Origin of the sequence: Rhizobium sp. M10 (genome assembly GCF_002531955.1) — a bacterium.
In the GTDB taxonomy this organism is placed as follows: Bacteria; Pseudomonadota; Alphaproteobacteria; order Rhizobiales; family Rhizobiaceae; genus Rhizobium; species Rhizobium etli_C.
Genome location: NZ_NWTA01000021.1, coordinates 37,434 through 58,506 on the forward strand (window position 1 = coordinate 37,434; position 21,073 = coordinate 58,506).

22 protein-coding genes are annotated in these 21,073 nt (G+C 61.2%); 12 read left to right on the plus strand and 10 right to left on the minus strand.

The annotated features are described in order from the left end of the window. Position 1: 1 nt before the first annotated feature. Positions 2-1,531, plus strand: coding sequence for a SulP family inorganic anion transporter (locus CO671_RS25810; protein ID WP_097608313.1), 1,530 nt, complete (start codon positions 2-4; stop codon positions 1,529-1,531). 83 nt (positions 1,532-1,614) lie between these two features. Here CO671_RS25810 and CO671_RS25815 read toward each other — a convergent pair whose 3' ends face one another. Both CO671_RS25815 and CO671_RS25820 read right to left on the minus strand, forming a co-directional pair. Next, on the minus strand, positions 1,615-2,769 hold the full coding sequence (locus CO671_RS25815; protein WP_097608346.1) for an aldo/keto reductase: 1,155 nt from the start codon (positions 2,767-2,769) through the stop codon (positions 1,615-1,617). A gap of 168 nt (positions 2,770-2,937) precedes the next feature. After that, the gene (locus tag CO671_RS25820) at positions 2,938-3,795 is read right to left on the minus strand and encodes an aldo/keto reductase (RefSeq protein WP_097608314.1); all 858 of its coding nucleotides are present in this window, start codon (positions 3,793-3,795) and stop codon (positions 2,938-2,940) included. Between the two features lie 252 nt (positions 3,796-4,047). Here CO671_RS25820 and CO671_RS25825 point away from each other — a divergent pair, with 252 nt between their 5' ends. The 7 genes from CO671_RS25825 to CO671_RS25855 all read left to right on the plus strand — a co-directional run bounded on the left by CO671_RS25825 (position 4,048) and on the right by CO671_RS25855 (position 9,495). Next, positions 4,048-4,941, plus strand: a complete 894-nt coding sequence (locus tag CO671_RS25825) for a LysR family transcriptional regulator (protein WP_097608315.1) — start codon at positions 4,048-4,050, stop codon at positions 4,939-4,941. A 127-nt stretch (positions 4,942-5,068) separates the two neighbouring features. Beyond that, the gene (locus CO671_RS25830) at positions 5,069-6,145 is read left to right on the plus strand and encodes an alpha/beta fold hydrolase (protein WP_097608316.1); all 1,077 of its coding nucleotides are present in this window, start codon (positions 5,069-5,071) and stop codon (positions 6,143-6,145) included. 62 nt (positions 6,146-6,207) lie between these two features. Then, positions 6,208-7,311, plus strand: a complete 1,104-nt coding sequence (locus tag CO671_RS25835) for an alpha/beta hydrolase (RefSeq protein WP_097608317.1) — start codon at positions 6,208-6,210, stop codon at positions 7,309-7,311. A 134-nt stretch (positions 7,312-7,445) separates the two neighbouring features. Then, on the plus strand, positions 7,446-7,802 hold the full coding sequence (locus CO671_RS25840) for a carboxymuconolactone decarboxylase family protein (RefSeq protein WP_245423753.1): 357 nt from the start codon (positions 7,446-7,448) through the stop codon (positions 7,800-7,802). 43 nt (positions 7,803-7,845) lie between these two features. Next, positions 7,846-8,316, plus strand: a complete 471-nt coding sequence (locus CO671_RS25845) for a cupin domain-containing protein (RefSeq protein WP_097608319.1) — start codon at positions 7,846-7,848, stop codon at positions 8,314-8,316. Between the two features lie 28 nt (positions 8,317-8,344). Continuing rightward, positions 8,345-8,818 carry a cytochrome P460 family protein gene (locus CO671_RS25850; RefSeq protein WP_097608320.1) on the plus strand — a complete coding sequence of 158 codons (474 nt, stop codon included), beginning with the start codon at positions 8,345-8,347 and terminating at the stop codon, positions 8,816-8,818. Then, positions 8,815-9,495: a DUF4405 domain-containing protein gene (locus tag CO671_RS25855; RefSeq protein ID WP_010032676.1), complete on the plus strand. Its 681-nt coding sequence runs from the start codon at positions 8,815-8,817 to the stop codon at positions 9,493-9,495. Before CO671_RS25850 ends, CO671_RS25855 begins: the two co-directional genes overlap by 4 nt. Before the next feature lie 116 nt (positions 9,496-9,611). Here the strand turns inward: CO671_RS25855 and CO671_RS25860 are convergent, their stop codons facing one another. Next, a complete protein-coding gene (locus tag CO671_RS25860; RefSeq protein ID WP_097608321.1) occupies positions 9,612-11,384 on the minus strand; it encodes an SLC13 family permease in 1,773 nt (590 codons plus the stop codon). A 554-nt stretch (positions 11,385-11,938) separates the two neighbouring features. On the opposite strand from CO671_RS25860, the gene CO671_RS25870 reads away from it, so the two are divergent. Next, on the plus strand, positions 11,939-12,223 hold the full coding sequence (locus CO671_RS25870) for a hypothetical protein (RefSeq protein ID WP_097608323.1): 285 nt from the start codon (positions 11,939-11,941) through the stop codon (positions 12,221-12,223). 145 nt (positions 12,224-12,368) lie between these two features. On the opposite strand, the gene CO671_RS25875 is transcribed toward CO671_RS25870, so the two are convergent. Beyond that, the gene (locus tag CO671_RS25875) at positions 12,369-12,869 is read right to left on the minus strand and encodes a GFA family protein (RefSeq protein WP_097608324.1); all 501 of its coding nucleotides are present in this window, start codon (positions 12,867-12,869) and stop codon (positions 12,369-12,371) included. Positions 12,870-13,362: 493 nt separating this feature from the next. Between CO671_RS25875 and CO671_RS25885 the strand changes: the two genes are divergently transcribed. The 3 genes from CO671_RS25885 to CO671_RS25895 all read left to right on the plus strand — a co-directional run bounded on the left by CO671_RS25885 (position 13,363) and on the right by CO671_RS25895 (position 18,440). Beyond that, complete coding sequence (locus tag CO671_RS25885) at positions 13,363-16,530, plus strand: cadherin-like domain-containing protein (protein WP_097608326.1); 3,168 nt, start codon at positions 13,363-13,365, stop codon at positions 16,528-16,530. A gap of 241 nt (positions 16,531-16,771) precedes the next feature. Further along, positions 16,772-17,998 (plus strand): hypothetical protein, encoded by a 1,227-nt coding sequence (locus tag CO671_RS25890; RefSeq protein ID WP_245425037.1) that lies wholly within the window; start codon positions 16,772-16,774, stop codon positions 17,996-17,998. A gap of 121 nt (positions 17,999-18,119) precedes the next feature. After that, positions 18,120-18,440 (plus strand): hypothetical protein, encoded by a 321-nt coding sequence (locus tag CO671_RS25895; protein ID WP_097608327.1) that lies wholly within the window; start codon positions 18,120-18,122, stop codon positions 18,438-18,440. A 349-nt stretch (positions 18,441-18,789) separates the two neighbouring features. On the opposite strand, the gene CO671_RS25900 is transcribed toward CO671_RS25895, so the two are convergent. The 6 genes from CO671_RS25900 to CO671_RS25925 are packed head-to-tail and all read right to left on the minus strand — an operon-like array spanning position 18,790 to position 20,902. After that, complete coding sequence (locus tag CO671_RS25900; RefSeq protein WP_010034122.1) at positions 18,790-19,383, minus strand: hypothetical protein; 594 nt, start codon at positions 19,381-19,383, stop codon at positions 18,790-18,792. 13 nt (positions 19,384-19,396) lie between these two features. Beyond that, positions 19,397-19,594 carry a helix-turn-helix transcriptional regulator gene (locus CO671_RS25905; protein WP_064681729.1) on the minus strand — a complete coding sequence of 66 codons (198 nt, stop codon included), beginning with the start codon at positions 19,592-19,594 and terminating at the stop codon, positions 19,397-19,399. Then, the gene (locus tag CO671_RS25910; RefSeq protein ID WP_097608328.1) at positions 19,591-19,881 is read right to left on the minus strand and encodes a GcrA cell cycle regulator; all 291 of its coding nucleotides are present in this window, start codon (positions 19,879-19,881) and stop codon (positions 19,591-19,593) included. The genes CO671_RS25905 and CO671_RS25910 overlap by 4 nt, the downstream gene beginning before the upstream one ends. After that, positions 19,878-20,276: a hypothetical protein gene (locus tag CO671_RS25915; protein WP_097608329.1), complete on the minus strand. Its 399-nt coding sequence runs from the start codon at positions 20,274-20,276 to the stop codon at positions 19,878-19,880. The genes CO671_RS25910 and CO671_RS25915 overlap by 4 nt, the downstream gene beginning before the upstream one ends. Next, positions 20,242-20,610 carry a hypothetical protein gene (locus CO671_RS25920; protein WP_097608330.1) on the minus strand — a complete coding sequence of 123 codons (369 nt, stop codon included), beginning with the start codon at positions 20,608-20,610 and terminating at the stop codon, positions 20,242-20,244. Before CO671_RS25920 ends, CO671_RS25915 begins: the two co-directional genes overlap by 35 nt. A gap of 25 nt (positions 20,611-20,635) precedes the next feature. Beyond that, entirely contained in the window at positions 20,636-20,902 is a 267-nt protein-coding gene (locus CO671_RS25925) for a hypothetical protein (protein WP_097608331.1), read from the minus strand. Positions 20,903-21,073: the final 171 nt, after the last annotated feature.

Here is a 21,073-nt window from a genome sequence, read left to right on the forward strand (position 1 = left end):
CATGACAGCAGTGAGCTCCACCTTTTCGCGCGACCTCGCCTCGTCGCTGGTCGTCTTTCTCGTCGCCATCCCCCTGTGCCTCGGGATCGCCATCGCCTCCGGCGTGCCGGCGTCGATGGGCCTGATCTCCGGCATCATCGGCGGCATCGTCGTCGGTTTCCTGTCGGGCTCGCCGCTGCAGGTCTCCGGACCTGCCGCCGGACTTGCCGTCATCGTCTTCGGCTTCGTCGAGGAATACGGCGTCGCCATGCTCGCCCCCGTCCTGATCGCCGTCGGCTTCCTGCAGATCGCCGGCGGGTTCCTGCGGGTCGGCTCCTGGTTCCGGGCGATCTCGCCGGCCGTCGTTCACGGCATGCTCGCCGGCATCGGCATTCTGATCATATTGGGGCAGATTCATGTGCTGATGGATGCCAAGCCCGCTGCAGGCGGGATGGAGAACGTCGCGGCGATGGAGGACAGTTTCGCCCGTCTTTGGGGAACTGGCCTGACGAGCCAGGCAACCGCTTTGAAGGTCGGCCTCATATCCCTGCTTGCCATGGTGTGCTGGGAGAAGTGCCGTCCGAAATCGCTTGCGCTGGTTCCGGGAGCGCTGGTCGGTGTCGCAGCGGCGACGGTTCTTGCCGCCGCGTTGCAATTGCCGATCGCCCGCGTCGAGGTGCCCGCCTCGCTCGTGGACAGCATCACACTGCCGACCGCGGAAAATTTCGCCCGGTTGCTGGAGCCCGGCGTCATTCTCATGGCGGTAATGATTGCCGTCATCGCGAGTGCCGAAACCCTTCTCTCGGCCGCCGCCGTCGACCGGATGCATGACGGCGTGCGCACCCGGTTCAACAAGGAGCTGTTTGCCCAGGGCGTCGGCAACGGGCTCTGCGGCCTGCTCGGCGGCTTGCCGATCACCGGCGTCATCGTCCGTTCCTCGGCCAACATTCAGGCCGGCGCACGCACGCGGGCCTCCGCCATCTTCCACGGGATCTGGATATTGGGCCTGGTGGCGCTGGCGCCAAGCCTCTTGACCCTGGTTCCCTTGTCGGCCCTCGCCGCGGTTCTGCTCGTCACCGGATGGCGGTTGATCAGCCTGCGCCATGTCAGACACCTGTTCGAGCATCATGGATTGGTGCCGGTCGGCATCTGGGCGGTGACCGTCGCCATGGTCGTCCTGCAGGACCTGCTGGTCGGTGTCGCGCTCGGCCTGGCGCTGTCGATCATCGAGATCGTGCCCTACCTCAGGCGAAAACTCGCGATCAGACACGCCGAGATAGACGAGGAAATCCATGTCCGGCTCGGCGGCGCAGCCACCTGCAAGGATGTTCCCATTCTGCTCAACACGCTCGAGCAGCTGCCCGAGGGCCGCAAGGTCAAGATTGTCGGCGAGGACCTCCATTACATGGATCACACCAGCGCCGAAACCATCAGCGAATGGCTACGACGCGAGGCAAGGGCCGGTCGTGCCATTGAAATCCATCCGCCGCCGGCAGCCCGCCACCCCCGCCTGAAACCGCTGTTTCAGCGCTTTGCGACCGAAGTCGCCTGATCAAACCTGGGGAGGGCAAACGCCCTCCCCAACTCGCTTCTTGTCCATGAGAAACCCAAAACGGACATTTTAGAGCTCGGCGGTTAGGACTTCGGGGGTGCTTCTACATCCGAAAACGCCTGTACGGCACCCGGCAGCCTTGGCCCTTTGATCTCGATCACAGCAACGGATTGGTTCAGTTCCGCGATCTCCGACGACGAGAACGACATGGCAGAGGAGCCGATGTTTTCGATCATGTGTGCCATCTGCGTCGTGCCGGGTATCGGCACGATCCACGGCTTCTGGGCCAGGAGCCAAGCGAGCGCAACTTGTCCCAGCCTTGCCCTCTTCCGCTCAGCCCAGGTCTTCAAAAGTTCTACGAGGGCAAGATTGTGGGGAAGGTTATCTGGAGAGAAGCGTCCCTCGATGCCGCGGATGTCGCCCTCCGCAAATCGAGTCTTCTCGTCGATTGCGCCGTTTAGGAAGCCGACACCCAGCGGGCTCCAGGGTACGAAGCCTATGCCCAGTTCCTGGCAGACCGGGATCGATGTCTTCTCCGGTCCGCGCCACAACATCGAATACTCGCTCTGGACGGCAGTCACGGGAAGTTCCGCATGGGCTCTACGGAGGGTGTTCAGACCCATCTCGGAAAGGCCCCAGTGCAGAACCTTTCCTTGGTCCATCAGGTCCTTGACGGCACCAGCCACGTCCTCGATCGGCACCTGCGGATCGACGCGGTGCTGGTAGAGAAGGTCGATGCGATCCGTCCGCAACCGTTTCAGCATGCCCTCGACAGCCAGCTTGATATGCTCCGGCCGGCTGTTGAGCCCCGGTCGGCGCGCTCCAGTCTCAAGATCGATGTTCCATCCGAACTTCGATGCGATGACGATCTGGTGCCGGAACGGCTCGACGCCTTCGCCGAGAATGCGCTCGACTTCGTGGGGGCCGTAGGCCTCGGCCGCATCATAGAAGGTCAGGCCGTTGTCGAACGCCGAACGGATGATATTGTGCATCTCGGCGCGTGTCGGGATTGTCTGCTGGTAGGTGCGGCTCATGTTCTGGACGCCTAGACCGACACTCGAAACTTCGAGCGCGCCGAGCTTCCTGCGGCCGATTGCCGAAACTGACGCAGCTGTTGAGGCCGCTGGTGTAGTCGAGGACTGCGCGGACGCGATGTCCGCGTTTGCCGCTATGGCGAGACTTGCCGCGGACATCAGCAATCCCCGTCGATTCAGTTCCATTCTCTGGTTTTCTGTCATCGTCATTCTCTTTCGTTATTCAAACTTCGCGACCATCGTCGCGCGGCCTGGAGCCTGCCAGCTTGCCGTCTTTCACCTCGTCGACCCGCTTGCCGACCACGGCGTTCGGGACGGCGGCGGTAAAGGCGCGCTGAGTTCGAGGGAACGGGGAACGTAGGCAGCATTGGTTCAGAGCTTGCGCGTGCCAAGCCACTTCACCATTGCCGGATCGCGATGATCGAAGAAGCTGCTGGCCTTCTGGTCGAGCGAACCGATCGCCTCAACGTCTTTCTGGTCCAGCGCGAAGTCGAAGATCGAAAAGTTCTCCGCCATCCGCTCTTTACGCACCGATTTAGGGATGGCGACGATGTTGCGTTGGATCAGCCATCGTAGCACGACCTGCGCAATGCTTTTGCCATGCTTGTTACCAATCGACCGCAAGAGTTCGTTTGTGAACAGCCCGTTCTTCCCCTCCGCGAAAGGACCCCATGCTTCGGGTTGAACGTTGTATTCCTGGAGCAGCTTCTCTGCGTCCTCCTGCTGATGGAACGGGTGGATTTCGATCTGATTGACCGCGGGCACGATCTCGTTGTGAAGCACGAAATCCAGCAAACGGTCGGGATAGAAGTTGCTGACGCCGATCGTGCGGATGCGACCCGCCTTGTACAGTTCTTCCATCGCACGCCATGCCCCATAGACATCACCGAAAGGCTGGTGGATGAGCCAGAGGTCCAGATAGTCGAGCTGCAGCTTGTTTAGGGAACGTTGGAAAGCGGCCTTGGCGCCCTCATACGTCGCGTCCTCGATCCAGAGCTTGGTTGTTACAAACAGATCGCTTCGATCAATGCCATGGTTGCGGATCGCGGTGCCTACGGCCTCTTCGTTGCCATAGGAAGTTGCGGTGTCGAGCAAACGATATCCTACATCGATCGCGTCACGGACGCTGCGCTCGCACTCGGCAGGATCGGGTACCTGAAAGACGCCGAAGCCAAGGATCGGCATCTCGATCCCGTTGTTCAGGGTCACTGTGGGAACGGTACTGGTCATGTCATTTTCCTTCTCTCTAACGCGAGAGCTCTGCGGATCGCCGCCGTTTCACTTGCCGACGCGCGCCTGAAGGTGTGTAGGATATCTGTCGCCAACGATATCGACCTTGGAGAGCGCGTCCGCGGGTCGCGCCCTTGCACCCAAGGCCGAGCGCCGAGACTTCGAGGTTGCCGGCCGGGCTAAAAGATATCCCTTGCCGACATTTTAGATTAGGGGCAGTAATCGGCATGAGGCTATAAGGGTGTCTAATGAATGCCGCAGGAGAACTTCAACGATCTGCTCGCCTTCGTCACCGTGGCGCGCGAGGAGAGTTTCACTCGCGCCGCCTTGAAGCTTGGCGTCTCGCAGTCGGCGCTTAGTCAGACTGTCCGTGGTCTCGAAGAGCGGCTGGGCATTCGGCTGCTGACGCGCACGACGCGGCGGGTATCACCGACGGCGGCGGGTGAACGTCTTCTTCTGACGGCGGGACCGAGGTTCGAAGAGATTCAGGCGGAACTCGCTGCGCTCAGCGAGATGCGGGACAAGCCGGCCGGGACGGTCCGGATCACGGCCGGCGAGCATGCCGCGATCTCGGTCCTTGCGCCGGCGCTCGAAAAGTTCCTGCCCGACAATCCGGACGTCAACGTCGAGATCACCGTGGACTACGGCCTGACGGATATCGTCGCCGAACGCTACGATGCGGGCGTGCGGCTCGGCGAGCAACTGGCGAAAGACATGATCGCTGTGAAAATCGGCCCGGAAATGCGCATGGCGGTGGTGGGAGCGCCTTCCTATTTCCGGCAGCATCCGTGGCCCGAGATCCCGCAGGACCTGACGGCGCATAATTGCGTTCAGATCCGGATGCCAACCTATGGCAACATCCTCGCGTGGGAGTTCGAGAAGGACGACCACGAACTCAAGGTCCGGGTCGAAGGCCAGATGGTGTTCAACAACATTGCAATGCGCCTTGATGCCGTGAGGCGAGGCCTCGGTCTCGCCTATATGCCCGACGATCTGGTAGCAGACGATATCGCGCAGGGCAGGCTTGTCCGCGTTCTTGAGGACTGGTGCGCGCCATTTGCAGGTTACCACCTCTACTATCCTAACCGACGACACGCCTCGCCGGCATTCGCACTGGTGGTAGAAGCTCTGCGGTACCGCGGGTAACACGGTGATCAACCGTCTGTGATTAATAAGGCAGGCTAATACCTTCAATCGGAAATGAGCATCTAATCACCTGAATGCTGCTCGCGTAGCCTTCTTCCAACTTCATGTTGCAAGGCAGGTATCGGGCATGTTTTCCAAAACTCTTTCGGCCGTCGCGTTTTCCGCGCTCGTTCTGTCTTCAGGTGCTGTTTACGCCCAACCAGTCGCCAAACCGGAGCCTCTCGTAGTCCGGGAGCAGGGCAGCTTCGCAGTTGGCGGCGCGGTGTCGGCCACAGCCGGAACCTACAACAACAATGCTCCGACCTCCGAGGGTCAGACGCTTCACGGCGACCACGCCTACGTCTTCTATCAGGTGCCCGAGAACCCGAAGTCGCTGCCGATCGTCATGCTCCACGGAGCCTATCAGTCGGCACGCTCCTGGGAGACTACGCCAGACGGTCGAGACGGCTTCCAGAACATTTTCCTGCGCCGTGGGTATCCCATCTATCTGGTGGATCAACCGCGTCGCGGCCGCGCGGGCAACAGCACCGTCGCGACGACGATCGAGCCGACGCCATACGACCAGTTGTTCTTTGACCAGTTCCGGATTGGCAAATGGCCGGACTACTTCGGCGACGTCCAGTTCTCGCGTGATCCCGAAGCGCTGAACCAGTTCTTCCGCTCGGTCACGCCGAACACAGGCCCATTCGATGCAAACGTGATCTCGGACGCCATGTCGACCCTGTTCACAAGGACCGGACCGGCAATCCTGTTCACGCATTCGCAGGCGGGCGGACCGGGATGGCTGACGGCGATCAAGAACCCCAACGTCAAGGGCATCGTGGCGCTGGAACCGGGCAGCGGTTTCATTTTTCCCGAAGGCGAGGTCCCGGCCGATATGCCGAGTGCCGCCGGCACCCTCAAGGCCGAGGCCGTTCCCGCCGCGGACTTCGAAAAGCTCACCAAGCTACCGATCGTTATCTACTACGGCGACAATTTCCCGCTCGAACCGACCCAGGAACGCGGACAGGACAACTGGCGCGTCCGCCTGGCGATGGCGAAGCTCTGGGTAGAAACCGTGAACAAGCACGGCGGCGATGCCACGCTCGTTCATCTGCCGGATATCGGCATAAAGGGCGGTACGCACTTCCTGATGTCGGATCTGAACAACGTTGAGATCGCCGACCAGGTCTCGAAGTTCCTCGCGGACAAGAAGCTCGACTGACCAATCTGCGCGCTGTCGGAAAGCGTCAGCGCGCGGAACTTCACATATTGAGGAGCCTCAAAATGGCAATTGAAATCATCGACACAAGACGACGCGACTTCCTGGGTGCAGGTGCTCTCGTCATCTCCGGTGCGATGCTGGGAGTTTCCGCAATGACGACCACCGCTGCCGCCGCCGATTACAAGCAGAATCCGTTCACACTCGTTTACGACGGCGCGATCATCAGGAACGAGCCGGGGAAGGTGAACATCCATCCGGTGAACTACAAGCTCAATGGTCTCGACATCGTCGCCAACGTCTACACGCCGCCCGGCTACGATCCGGCGAAAAAGCATCCCACGATCGTTCTGGCGCATCCGAACGGGGGCGTGAAAGAGCAGACCACGGGCCTTTACGCGCAGCGTCTGGCGGAGCGAGGTTTCATCACGATCACGGCCGACGCCGCCTATCAGGGCGGAAGCGGCGGTGAACCGCGCAACACCGACAAGCCGCAGTTCCGCATCGAAGATATCCACGGAATGGCGGACTTCATCAGTCGCTTCCCCGGTGTTGACACGGCACGCCTCGGCCTTTTCGGCATCTGCGGCGGTGGCGGCTACTCTCTGGCGGCTGCAAAGACCGACAAGCGCTTCAAGGCCGTGGCGACGCTCAGCATGTTCAATTCTGGCCGCGTCCGCCGCAACGGCTTCCAGGACAGCCAGATGGAAACGATACAGCAGCGCCTGCAGCAGGCCTCGGCAGCCCGCGCACAGGAAGCAGCGGGCGGCGAGATCCTCTATTCCGGGGACGCCAATCTGACGGACGCCCAGATCGATGCTCTTCCGTTCGATCTTTATCGGCAGGGCTATCACTACTACTGGCGCACCCATGCACATCCTGGCTCGACCTTCAGGTACACGACAAGCAGCTTGATGGATTTGATGCGCTGGGACGCCACGGGCGAGATCGCGCTCATCGACGTGCCTCTCCTGATGATTGCGGGCAGCGAAGCCGACACCCTTTACCTGACCGAGGACGCGTTCCCGAAAGCGACGGGCACCAGGGACAAGGAACTGTTCAAGATCGAGGGTGCCAAGCACATCGAGACCTATTGGGTTCCCGAGTATGTCGAAGCGGCCCTGTCCAGGTTGAAGCCGTTCTTCGACCGTCACCTCGCTTCCACGTGACGGTTTTCCCAGGCGTGCGAAGCGCCTGCTGCCCAATCGTCGGCAGGAGCCATGCACTGAATTATCGAGAGGAAATCAACTTGAAGAAACTCATGTCGGGAATACTCAGCGCTGCCATCGTCTTTGGAGCCGGAATGGAGACAACCATGGCACAGGAGCCAGCATCGAATCTCGAGTCCGCCCGTTCGCGAACTCAGCAACTGATGGGCGATATCGCACCCAAGCTGGCGGAACTGACGGACGACGTCCTTTACGCCGATGTATGGGAACGGCCGCAGCTCTCTCAACGAGACCGTAGCCTGGTGACGGTCGCAGCGCTGATCGCCCTCAACCGTCCTGACCAGCTTCGTTCACATCTCGTTCGCGCCAAGGCCAACGGCCTGACGGAAGAGCAGCTCGTCGAGACCATCACGCATATGGCGTTCTATTCCGGCTGGCCGAGCGCTGTGTCGGCGGTGGCGATCGCCAAGGATGTCTTCGCAGAGAAGTAGATCACGGTCGAGCCAGCACGGCCCTCACCATGACAGGTACCCCATGAACATGACGACCCTTATGACTGTTGCCCTATCCCTTGGCGCATCCGCTGCTTTCGCCGAACCCGACAAGGGCGTGACGGTAACCCGAGCCGGTACCCAACCATCGACGGCCGGTCCGTCGACCAGCTTCACCGGAGCCGTCCGAGTCGATTCCCGCTTTTCCGCGACTGCCCCCGCTACAGTCAGTGGAGGCACGGTGACCTTCGAGCCCGGCGCGCGCACCGCCTGGCACACCCATCCTCTTGGTCAGACCCTGATCGTCACGGCAGGCGTCGGCCTCGTCCAGCATTGGGATGGCGAAGTGCAGGAAATCCGTCCGGGCGACATCACCTGGATACCGCCGGGGGTGAAGCACTGGCACGGCGCGACGGCGACCACCGGAATGTCGCATATCGCCATTTCCGAGGCACTGGACGGCAAGTCGGTCGCGTGGATGGAACATGTTTCCGACGAACAATACGCGCGGTGAGCTCTGGTCCAACGTCGATGAGGTTTCGATGAAGAAAATAATTGGCGGCATAAGTGGTGCGGCTCTGGCTGGACTGACGGTCGTCTCGGTGGGGATGCAAGTCCACGCCGAGCCAACGCGCACTACGATGCCTGACATTGGCAAGCTTGTTCATTATACCACCGTCGAGCGGGGCGAGGTGACCGAGCACATCATGGCGACCCGCGAGGCGATCGAGGCCGTCAAGCGCGGCGAGCCGATTCCGAACGGCACCCATGTCGCGCTTGTCGACTACCGAGACGGCAAGGTCTTCCGTTACTTCATCATGGAGAAGGGCGAGGGCTGGGGGCAGGACTACGACGAGAACCGACGTACGGCCGACTGGCAGTTCCAGTGGTTTAAGCCCGACGGCACGATCAACATGGACGAGAACACCGAGCGCTGCCAGCGGTGTCATACCTCGCGATCCGGCCGTGAGTTCCTCTACACCTACAACGACATGCGACGGTTCGAGTTGGAATGAGCCGCATCTTGCCTTTCCGCCTGTTGCTGGACTTCCTGGCGGTTGTCCTGATCATCGCATGTCTTGCCTATTGGTGGCTCGACAACCTCTCTCACGAGTTGTTCGGGACGGCGCTGTTCGCGCTCGTCATCGTCCATAACGTCTTCAACAGGCGTTGGTACGGCGGTGTCGCGCAGCGGAACATGAATGCCGTCCGCCTGGTGAACCTGGCTGTGATCGCCTGTCTCGGCATCGGCATGACTGTCATGCTCGTCACCAGCCTGCTCATCTCTCGGGATGCGTTCCCATTCGCGGCGGCCGGCGGCGCCTTTGCTGTCCGCGAAATCCATATGTTCGCGGGATACTGGGTGTTGCTGATCGTTTCAATGCATCTCGGGACGCGTTGGCAGGTGGTGATGAATGTCGGCCGGGGCGTGTTCCGGATCTCTGCCCCAAACGTCTATCGCACGGCCGCGTTACGACTGGCCGCCTTGGCCATCGCTGCATGGGGTCTCAAAAGTTCCGTCGATATGGGGTTCGGGTCGAAGCTCATGCTGACCTATTCGTTGGACATGTGGGATTTCAACGAGTCGTCGCTGGAGTTCTTTCTCAATTATGGAGCCATCGTCGGCATGTTCGCCTGCGGGATGCATTGTGGGCTGAGGCTGGCTCGGCGATCAGAGCGCAACACGTCCTAGGGACTGCCTCGTCGACGACTACATGTCAGCTTTCGGACGCGGATGCGCCGCGTCTGTCGCTGCCGCCGGCAATCGGCCCCAAATCCGTCACCGCCTGCGGCTGCCGCCCCAGCGACCTACTTCACCGGCCAGACAAAAAGCAGCGCTGGCACGCTGACCAGGATGATCAATGCCGACAGCGGCAGGCCGAGACGTGGGTAATCGGAGAACCGGTAACCGCCGGGACCGAAGACGAGCGTGTTGCATTGATGGCCGACCGGGGTCAGGAAGTCGCAGCCGGCGCCAATTGCCACCGCCATCAGGAAGGCTTCCGGCCTGAAGCCGAGACTGGTTGCAAAGCTCGCGGCGATCGGTGCCATGACGAGAACGGTCGCGGCGTTGTTGAGAAAGGGTGTAACGGCCATGGCGCTGACCAGGATCAGGCCGAGTGCCCCCCATGCCGGCAGATTCATCGCCACCGCACCCAGCCAACCGGCGATCAGGTCGCTGCCGCCGGAGGTGCGCAAGGAATCCGAGACGGGAATAAGGGCGGCGAGCATAACCAGGATCGGGCCGTCGACCGCTTTATAGATATCCGTCAGTGGAATGGCCCGGAAAACGACCATGCCTAGCGCCGCTGCGAAGAAAGCCACCGGAACCGGCGCGAGGCCAACGGCGGTCGTGGCCATGGCGAGGGCCAGGATCAGAAGCGGAATGAAGGCACGGCGGCGGGTGCCGAGCATCACCTCCCGCTGGGCGAGCGGCAACAGGCCAAAATCCTGCAGAAGTGCGGCCAGGCTTGCCCGGCTGCCCTGCAGGAGGAGGATGTCGCCGACGCCGAGGGTCAAGCTGCCCAGCCGTTCCTTGAGGCGTTCCCCGCGCCGGCTGATCGCCAGGATGTTGACCCCGCGCGTGTAGGAGAGCGCCAGCTCCTTGGCCGAAAGCCCGGTGAGGGACGAGTCCTGGCTGACGATCGCTTCGAGCGAAATGATGTTCCTGTCCGGCAGGCCATCTTTCGTCAAAGGCTTGCCGGAAAGCTTCAATTTCCCTTGTGATACGATGCGGTCCATGGCTGCCGAGGGGCCTTCCAGCATCACAATATCGTCGGAGCGGAGCGTCAGATCAGGAAAGGGCGCCATCCTGGTGCCGCCGCGCAGGACGGCCGTGGCGATGACCTCGCCATCGCCGAGCTTCACGAGGTCGCTGAGCGCCCGCTGAAGCAGCGTCGACTGGTCGGTGATTGCGACTTCGCTCGTGTAATTCTTGATCTCCACGACATCTTCGATGGCGTGGTCCTGCTTGGTGCGGCTTGGCACCAGCCTGTGAAAGAACAGCAGAAAGGTGATACCGACGACCGTCAGGATGGCGCCTATCGGCGTGAAGTCGAACATGGTGAAGGATGTTCCGGTCATCTCCTCCCGAAGCCGCGATACGACGATGTTCGGCGACGTGCCGACCTGCGTCATCAGTCCGCCAAGCAAGGCGGCGAAGGACATCGGCATCAGGTATTTCGAGGGAGAAGCGCCGGATTTCCTTGCGAACTGAAAGGCGACCGGCATCATGATGGCGAGTGCGCCGATATTCTTGATGAAGGCAGACAGCAACGCCACGGCGATCGTCAGGAGCGCGAGTTGGGTATGAAACGTGTTCAGGTTTGGGAAAAACCGCTTGATCGCGGCATCGACGATGCCCGACCGGGCCACGCCCGCGCTCACGATCAGGGCGCTGCCAACGATGATGACAATGTCATCCGAAAAGCCGGAAAAGGCTTTTTCCGGCGGGACTATCCCGGTCGCGACCGCCAAAACGAGCGCGCAACAGGCAACGACATCATAGCGGAAGCGATCCCAGATGAAGATCGCCATCATGAGCCCGATGACAGAAAACGCGATGATCTGCTGTGTCGTCATACGGACCTGGAATAAGGCTGGGATGTCGCCGACAACCGAGCGGAAGAAGATATTTGAGGGAACGCCGTGACCTCCGGCGGGTTCCCTGCCTTGCTAATCTAGCGCCTGTCAGCCTCCTGACCAGCCTGTGCGTGCCTGAATAGATAAGCGGGCACACCGGCGGGGCGCCACTACCAGACATTGCGATGTGTTGACGGATCGGAGGTGGACCGACATTCTGACCTCGGCGTGGCCTGCGCCACCGCCGCCCTCCAACACATTCAAAAGTCAGAGGACGTTGCCGCGATCCGTTCGAGAAGGACGGCTGTAGCGCAAACCTTCGTGTTCGAAGACCTCCGTGCCGTTCGGCGCTTCATTCCGCCGGAGGGGGAAAGGTGACCGGTATGCGGTGCAAATCGTCAAAAGGCCAAGGTTGCCGAACTTCAACTTCGCGCCATAAGCGATCATCGCCGCCCGTCCAAGAACGGTCTACTCTCTCATGGGTCGTTGCAACTTTTGATGACTTCGAGTAGCCCCAAAGTTGCGGGAATTTTGATGCTTCAGATCGGAGTCGAATGTCGAAGCTCAACATCTACAGATCGATATTGATTATTTGTCTTGCGGCCATCGTCTATATCTGGTCCCTTGCGGCGCTGATAATCGCTGTATGGTGGATGGCAGCCCTCATCGGTGTTTGGGTGAAGAAAATCGACCCCTCGCATGGTGAAAGTTCAATCTATCAGATTATAAATACTGACCCTTGGGAGCATTGTCAGCCTGGCTCTGTCTTTGGAATGGGTTCTACGTCTGGAAAGACTTGGACCACGACTACCATCGCCGAAACCGCGAGTGATCCCTGAAGGGCCACTTTAGGCCAGAAGCGGACGATTCTTCGCGCCGATGCGGATGGCTGTAGCGCAACCGCCATGTTCAATGATCCCCACGATATTTCGGCGCTTCATTCCGCCGGAGCGGAGATGCGCCATCTTACGGCTGCGGCAGGTCTCAGCCGTCACGCCCCCTAACCGCCCAGGAGGCGGTATCGTGATCGGGATGCTGGTTGTTGCTCGCCTTGATCGCCGCCGCCCAGTCGGCGCCGTTGGTTTCGGTCGCGCCGGTGTTTTCCATGGCCGTGATCGTCTCGAACCATGTCACCATGTTTTCGGTGCAGGTATTGGCGAGCGGCGGGAAGGCGTTGGGATCGTCAAGCGAGCCGATCATCAGGTTGGTGCGGCCGTTTTCGCGGTGGTGGAAGAACAACGGCGTGCCGCAATTGGCGCAGAAGCCGCGCTCGACAAGCTCCGAGCTCTTCCAGACGCTCGGCTGGCCGCGTGTCCAGGTCAGCGCATCATCGGGCGCGGCGACGAGCGCGGCAAAGATGCTGCCCGAGGCTTTCTGGCACATGCGGCAATGGCAGAGATGCGAATTGTCGAGCATGACGCTTGCGTGGTAGCGCACGGCACCGCACTGGCAGCCGCCGCTCACTTCCCTCTCGATGCGCTGCATTTTTTCGTCTCCTGCAAGAAGCGGGTTTGGCCGCAACTCTTTTAGGTTGTCGTCTTCCGATCGTCCAGCTCCATCGCCTGCGTCGACACGGATTTGTCCGCCAACCATCGAAGCTCTTCGTTCGCGTTTTCTGAGAGTTGAGCAGAGTTCCCGCAGCGGGCCCCAACCTTTATCCGCGCATACCGCACCACGCCGTCCGCGGTGGGGAACTCTTCCGTGTCGATAAACGGAAAGTGCAGGCCATTCGGACGCTGGCGCAAATAATCATATGAATTGTCGAACGAGTTTATCCACAATCAACTTTAACTCTACTGTATAGTTGGCATCATTTTATGCATCCTCTGGGTTACTATTTAGAAAAATATAATATACCGTGCAGATGGGCATGTTTATTCCGCGATTTCTTCGGCGACGTGGTGGGCACCCAGATTGGAAATAGTAATTGGGCGGCGAACACTTTCGTCGTTCGCAGTATCACTGGGGGGAATTGTAAATGGCGACTACGACAGTTTCAGGCACGACCGTCACGTTTTCGAATTCAGGTGCGGCAGCCAATCTGACACAATCCGGCACCGAAGACGGCAGCCTTCAGTTCACATTCGACGTGCTGGCCGCAAGCGGCGGCGGCGTGAAGACGACGATCTATTCGGTGGATGACGGCGTCAAGAACGACGACGGAGGGGCAGCGATCATCGTCACCAACAAGGCGTTTGTCGATTACAACAAGGACCTGCTGATGCAGGACGGCGTGGGCATTAGCTTCAGCCAAACCAGCCAGATGGGAGCAACATTCTGGATCGGCAGTGACAACCAGATCCATTATGACGCAGCCGGCATAAGCGCGCAGATCAACGCGCTCGATGCCGGAGAAACCTTCACCGACACAATCCAGTACACGATCAAGATGTCGAACGGCACGCTCAGCGTCGGCACGCTGACGGTTGTGATCAACGGCGTCAACGACGCACCCGTCCTCAGCGGCAACCCAGCGACGCTGGCGGCAGGCAGCGAGGACACGCCCTACACGATCAGTACTGCTGACCTGCTTGCCGGCTTCACCGATGCCGAGGGCAATCAGATCTCAGTCTCCGGCCTCACCGCCGATCATGGCGCCCTGGTCGACAACAATGACGGCACCTGGACTTTCACGCCTGATGCCAACTACAACGGCCCGGTCAACCTCAGCTACTCCGTCACCGACGGCAATGGCGGCAGTGTCCCGGCAAGCCAGAGCTTCACGCTGGATGCCGTCAACGACGCGCCGGTCCTCAGCGGCAATGCGGCGACGCTTTCGGCGGGCAGCGAGGACACGCCCTACACGATCAGCACTGCCGACCTGCTGGCCGGCTTCACCGATGTCGATGGCGACCAGCTGTCGGTCGCCGGCCTCACCGCCAATCATGGCGCCCTGGTCGACAACAATGACGGCACCTGGACATTCACGCCTGATGCCAACTACAACGGCCCGGTCAACCTCAGCTACTCCGTCACCGACGGCAACGGCGGCAGTGTCCCGGCAAGCCAGAGCTTCACGCTGGATGCGGTCAACGACGCGCCGGTTCTCAGCGGCAATGCGGCGACGCTGGCGGCAGGCAGCGAGGACACGCCCTACACCTTCAACACCGCCGACCTGCTGGCCGGCTTCACCGATGTCGACGGCGACCAGCTGTCGGTCGCCGGCCTCACCGCCGATCATGGCGCCCTGGTCGACAACAATGACGGCACCTGGACCTTCACGCCTGATGCCAACTACAACGGCCCGGTCAGCCTCAGCTACACCGTCACCGACGGCAATGGCGGCAGTGTGCCGGCAAGCCAGAGCTTCACGCTTGATTCCGTCAACGACGCACCTGTCCTCAGCGGCAATGCGGCGACGCTTTCGGCAGGCAGCGAGGACACGCCCTACACGATCAGCGCCGCCGACCTGCTGGCCGGCTTCTCCGATGTCGACGGCGACCAGTTGTCGGTCACCGGCCTCAGCGCCGATCATGGCGCCCTGGTCGACAACAATGACGGCACCTGGACCTTCACGCCTGATGCCAACTACAATGGCCCGGTCAGCCTCAGCTACACCGTCACCGACGGCAACGGCGGCAGTGTCCCGGCAACGCAGAGCTTCACGCTGGCGGCGGTCAACGACGCGCCGGCCCTCAGCGGCAATGCGGCGACGCTTTCGGCAGGCAGCGAGGACACGCCCTACACCTTCAACACCGCCGACCTGCTGGCCGGCTTCACCGATGTCGACGGCGACCAGCTGTCGGTCGCCGGCCTCAGCGCCAATCATGGCGCGCTGGTCGACAACAATGACGGCACCTGGACCTTCACGCCTGATGCCAACTACAATGGCCCGGTCAACCTCAGCTACACCGTCACCGACGGCAACGGCGGCAGTGTGCCGGCAACGCAGAGCTTCACGCTTGATTCCGTCAACGACGCACCTGTCCTCAGCGGCAATGCGGCGACGCTTTCGGCAGGCAGCGAGGACACGCCCTACACCTTCAGCACCGCTGACCTGCTGGCCGGCTTTACCGATGTCGACGGCGATCAGCTGTCGGTCGCCGGCCTCAGCGCCGATCATGGCGCCCTGGTCGACAACAATGACGGCAGCTGGACCTTCACGCCTGATGCCAACTACAACGGCCCGGTCAGCCTCAGCTACTCCGTCACCGACGGCAACGGCGGCAGTGTGCCGGCAAGCCAGAGCTTCACGCTGGCGGCGGTCAATGATGCACCGTCGGCGGTTGTGTTGTCGAACACAGTGACGTCGACGCCCGAAAATGGGGGCGTGATCAAAGTTGCCGAGATCGCGGTCACGGATGTCGATTCCGGAAACAACGTGCTGTCGCTGTCTGGAAGTGACGCCGCGTCATTCACGATCCTGAACGGCGCGCTGTACTTCAACGGTGGCGCGGACTTCGAAGTAAAGGCCGGCTACGACGTGACCGTTGATGTGAATGATGCAACGGTTGGCGGCACGCCGGATGCCTCGCATAGCTTCCATCTCGGCATCACCGACGTGATCGAAAGCGACAGCGATACGAGCAACGACCACGATACGGACACGGCGACCGCAACAACGACAAATTGGGGCGAAACCAACGGTGTCGATACCAAGGTCGGAAATGCGGCCGACAATACAATCAGCGGCGGCAACTCCGGTGATACGCTTTATGGCCAGGCAGGTAACGACACGCTGAATGGAAATAACGGGGTCGACAAGCTCTACGGCCAGGCAGGTAACGACATACTGATCGGAAGCCAAGGCTTGGACACGTTGTACGGGGGCTCCGGCAACGACACGCTCAATGGTAGCGGCGAGCAGGATGACCTTTGGGGTGGCTCGGGCAATGACACATTTTTGTTTATCTCCGCGGGCGACAGCGCGTCCGGCGCCCCGGACACGATCTTTGACTTCCACCATGGGTTTGACAAGATCGATGTGAGCGGGCTCGACGCATACACGCTCAACCCCAACACCCCGGGCGATCAAGCCTTCGCCTGGAGTGGAACGACGGCCACGACCCACAGCGCCTGGTACACGGAAAGCGGCGGCAACACGATCCTTCACTTCGATACCAATGGGGACGCGAATACCGACGAAACGACGATCGTCTTAACAGGCACAAACCTGGGCTTGACCGGTTCGGATTTCATCCTCTGATCAAAGCGGCGGCCGCTTTCCGGCCATGTCGCCACCGCGCCGGTTTCATCGCGGTGGCGGCCCAAAGTCGATCTTTTCGATCAGCACGACAGAACGACGGGTTGCCGTCTTTGATCGTCCAGCCTCGCCGGAGCAGACGCAATTCTGGTGTTGCTGATTACATCGAATGCAACCAGCGCGTTTCACATTCCCTTATGGCTTTGTAGGCATGATCCCGTCCAGCGAGATCGGAGAGCAGGCCTTGTTCATATATACCGTGCTGGCGGCGCTCAGCCTAAGCTTTGCTTCAGCCGCAATGGCTTCTCCTGAGGTGATCGGCTGCAAAGGCAACTTGACGAAGACCCTCGAGGCCCTCAAACCCCTCGAACCCAAACCTGCAGGGCCGCTGCGTCTGTCGGCCAGTCGCTGCCTGCCCATCGTCCGCGACGGCTACCCGGTTTACCCGTCCCCCGATGGAGGCAAGGCCTTTACCTCTCACGCTATCAACGGGCTGTGGGTCGGCAGCGTCGATCGGGCCGGTGCCAGCCACACATTCCCGATGCATGGGTTCAGCTCCCTCTGGACGCCGATGGTACCCTTCGAATGGCTGCCCGACTCGTCTGCGGTCCTTGGTGTCGCACAAAACAAAGCCGATGGAGGCTTCGCGCTCGGAGGCCTGCAGCCGTATCTGTTCACCGAGACCGGCGACCAGACGCCTTTGCCTGTTCTCACCCATCCGAATGGCCCGCTGGACGAGATGTTTTGGATCGGCGGCACCGGCCTGGCCTTCGCAATGTTCGGCACCCGGGGTTCCCACTACAGGCCCGAACATGACGACCCGCACCCGACGATCGCCCTCGTCGACGCCAAGGCAGGCCGGGTGCTGGATGCCGTTGAAATCGCAACGATCCCAAACCCGCCTGACTACAGGCGCTTTTTCGCGGCGTCTTCCCGGATCGACCGGAGCGGCCGGCTACGTGTGCTGACCGCCTGGCAGCCGGACATCTGGATGCTTTGGGATCGCGGCGAAAAGCCAAGGATTTTGCCGATCCACAACAAGACAATGCATCCACGCTACACGCTTTCCATGGACGGAAACAAAGTGCTGATCATGGGAAATCTCAAAGGAATCGGAGAGAGTTGCGATTTTCAGATTCCCTGCCCGCCGCCGATTCCGCAATCGGGAGTGATCGCGGAGTTAAGGGAGGTGATCTCGGGCCGATTGATCTGGTCGATCACGGGGACAACCGCTATCGGCTCCTTCAGCCTGATCCCCGCCATCAGCCCGGATGACCGCTATGCTCTTATAACGATCCCAAGCGAAAAGAATTACGTTGGCCTTGTATCGATGACGGATGGTTCTGTTCTTCAGCGCTTTGAAATCTCCGGCTGGGCCAGCCCAACCCTCGGCTTCTCTCCGGACGGCAAAGAAGCCTGGATCACAAGCGGGTCGGGAATGGTGACCTTCACGATCGGAACACAGCAATGAATCGCGGAGCATGCGGCTTTCCGCTCGAGAGCGTCTGCGAGCCGGCAGCCCCTCGCGCCGGCTTTTCCGCAGGCCTTCCGAGCCTTTCGACGCAATTCCTTTTCTTCTCAGTGGTGAAAGCATGACGTGGAAAGTGAAAATACCTCTGCTCATTGTGGGCTGTTTCTTGGCGATGTCGGGTGTCCTGTTCCGGTCGTTCTGGCTGTCCGAATGGGGGATGCCCACCTTCATCGTCCTCGTGTGGCTCATCCTGAGCCTCGCTTTTGGATGGGGAGGAAACGGCAAGCCCTATTCGCTCCGCTTCGGCTTCATTTGCGGCAGCGGCATCGCGCTCGTCTTTCTGGCGACCGGCTATGTCCACCGCTATGCCGGCTTCGCCCTGCTGTTTGCTCTTCTCGCACTCGGTATCAAGACGAAGTTCTTTGAACGCCGCTGGAGGTGAGCGGTTGCAACCCGCGCCTGACACGGCCGATCAAAATATTTCATCGGCGCGGGAACAAGAGGCTCCGTCGATCGTAAGGATTATGGGCCGTGCGGAGGTGCTAACAACACAGCCATGCACTTCGATACTCTGTGCGGCCCACTCCCGCCACATCGAGACCACATCATCCAGATGGTGATGGAATTAGCAGCGGCGTTGCACCTCTTGCCGATAGCCCTCCCCGACCCTCCGTCATTCCAGGCCTTGAGCCTGGAATCCATGGCCGCATGGCGAGGCCGGCATGGGTCCTCGGGTCAAGCCCGAGGACGACGGGCTCTGGCGCGACACCGCGGCACGTGCAGAAGAACCCTCACCCGCCCTTCGCTTTCCGCAGCGCGATCAGCCCGCGCCGCAGCCACAGCAATTGCTGCGGCGGCATGTGGCGCAGGTGTTCGTAGTCCATCACCGCGACATTATAGACGGTGCTCTTCACCTGCGGGCCGTCCTCGCAGGCGAGCAGGATCGCCTGCAGCGCCATCATGCGGTTGCTGGCCTTGCGGGCGCGTTCGGCGAGGCTTTCGGTCACCTCGCCTTCATGGCCCTTGACGGCAAAGAGCGATTGCGCCCTCGGGCTCGGAGCCGGGATGCCTGTTGTCTTGTGGTAGCGGGCCATGGCTTCGGCATAGTCGTCGCCGGCCTGGCGCTGCTCGTCGGTGATGACGCCATCGAGGAACATGCGGCCGAGGGTATAGCCGGCATAGGGACTCCTGACCGTCTCGTCATCAACCGTCCTGTTGAAGCCGTGGATGCGGCGGCGGGCGGCGACCGCGACGCTGACATTGTCCTTCTCGGTCTCGAAGGGCTTGATCTTGCCGCAGGGGAAACGCTCGACATTGGCCTTGCGCGGCCGGCCGGCGCCCTTTCCTGCCCGTTGTATCTTCACCTTGGTGGCCTTGCCGCCCATGCTGATTGTCCTTCTATCGAATGATGCCGTTTCTGAGTGCTGCGGCGACCAGGGCGGTTTCCTTGAAGACGCCGAGCTTCGCCTTGGCATTGGCGATGTGGGTGTTGACGGTGATCGGCGAGATGGCGAGGATGGCGCCGATCTCGGCGGCGGTCTTGCCTGCCGCCATCCAGCCGATGATTTCGCGCTCGCGCGGGGTGACGGCACTCATGGCGCCGGCCCGTCGATGGTCGGCACGCGCGGCATCGTCACATGGGCGCCCGACAGCGTCACCCGCGTCACCCGGTCGGGATGGCGGGTCGGCACGGATACCTCAGCGTCGGGCGGCCTCAGCGCCTGCTGCCGCGAGGGAAACCTGTCGCGGTTGCGGTGTGCCATGTTGATGACGGTGTTCTTCTTCGAGCCGAACAGCTCGGCGATCTCTCGTGCCGAGTACCCCGCCTGCCAGAATTTCTGCGCCTCGACGATCTTGTCTTCGGTCCAGAACAGCGCTCTCATCCCATTGCCTCCTGTGCGTCTTGTGCGGCCTTTGCGATGACCGGGTTGTCGGGAAACATCCTGGCGAGCTGCCGCCTGGCGTGCAGGCTGCCGTTCGCCGCCTGTCTCAGCAGCTGCATCTTGTAGGCCGCGACCTTCGGCTGCGGCGGTTCGGGCCGCACTTCGATCGGCGGGCGGCTTTCCCTGGCCATCACCGCCTGCTGCTGGCGGGCGGTTTCGGCAAAGCTCGCCGCGCTCGGGGCGAAGGCGCGGTTATGGTCCCTGACCTTGCCTGACAGGAACAGCTTGGCGGCGCGCCAGACCGCCTCGGCCGGGATGCCGTCGATGGCGACGAGATAGGCGCGGATCTGCATGTCGGGATCAGTGCCGGCGGAGACCGGAAAGCCCGAAAGCATCCCCGCTATGATCGTCACCGGAGAGGAAATCTCTTGCGGCATCGACCAATGTCCTTCTGCCCGTGTTTGCATCGGTCGATCCCGCTTCCCTCGCCTTCTCATTGAAATACCAGTCGGATTTGATCGCTCGCCAGCCGCGCAGGATCTGCATCTCGGCGGCGTCGACCGGATTGCCGGTCTTGAGATACTCTTTGACCTGGATCTTCGCCGCGTAAGCCGTCAGCGGCTTCTTCAGCGTGCGGCTGCGATGCTCGATGATCGCCGCCGCCAGCTCCTGCCCCAGCACCGGGCTGAGGATGTCCATGATGTCCTTGTTCATCGCTTCCTTTTCCATGCGCATCCCTTTCCGCGTCGCCCCCTCAGGCCCGCAGCCTGCGTCGCGCTGCGGCGAAATTGACCGGAGCGCCCGGCCGGGCGGCGCGGCCGGCAAACCGCCGGACCTTGCCGACGGCGTAATCCTCTTGGGCCGTGTCGCCCTTCTCGGCGCTGCGCAGCCGGTGGATCTCTGTCTCCACTTCAGGCACCGTCATGCCGAGGATGGCGGCGATTTCGATGTAGTCCCGGCCGGAGCGGAAGAGCGCGAGGGCGCTCATCTCAATGCCCTGACAGGCTGGGGCGATGCTCATCGCTTGATCCTCTTTCCCCAGGACGCGGCCGGATGCTCCCGGCAAAGCGGGCCTTGGCCGTCCTTCATTTGTTGAATTCGTTGCTGACATCAGGAGCCCGCTCTGTTGCGGAAGCACGGGCTCCTGATGTCGTCTCCCAGGGCTGCTGCCCTGTGGCAGCGCGACGAGTCG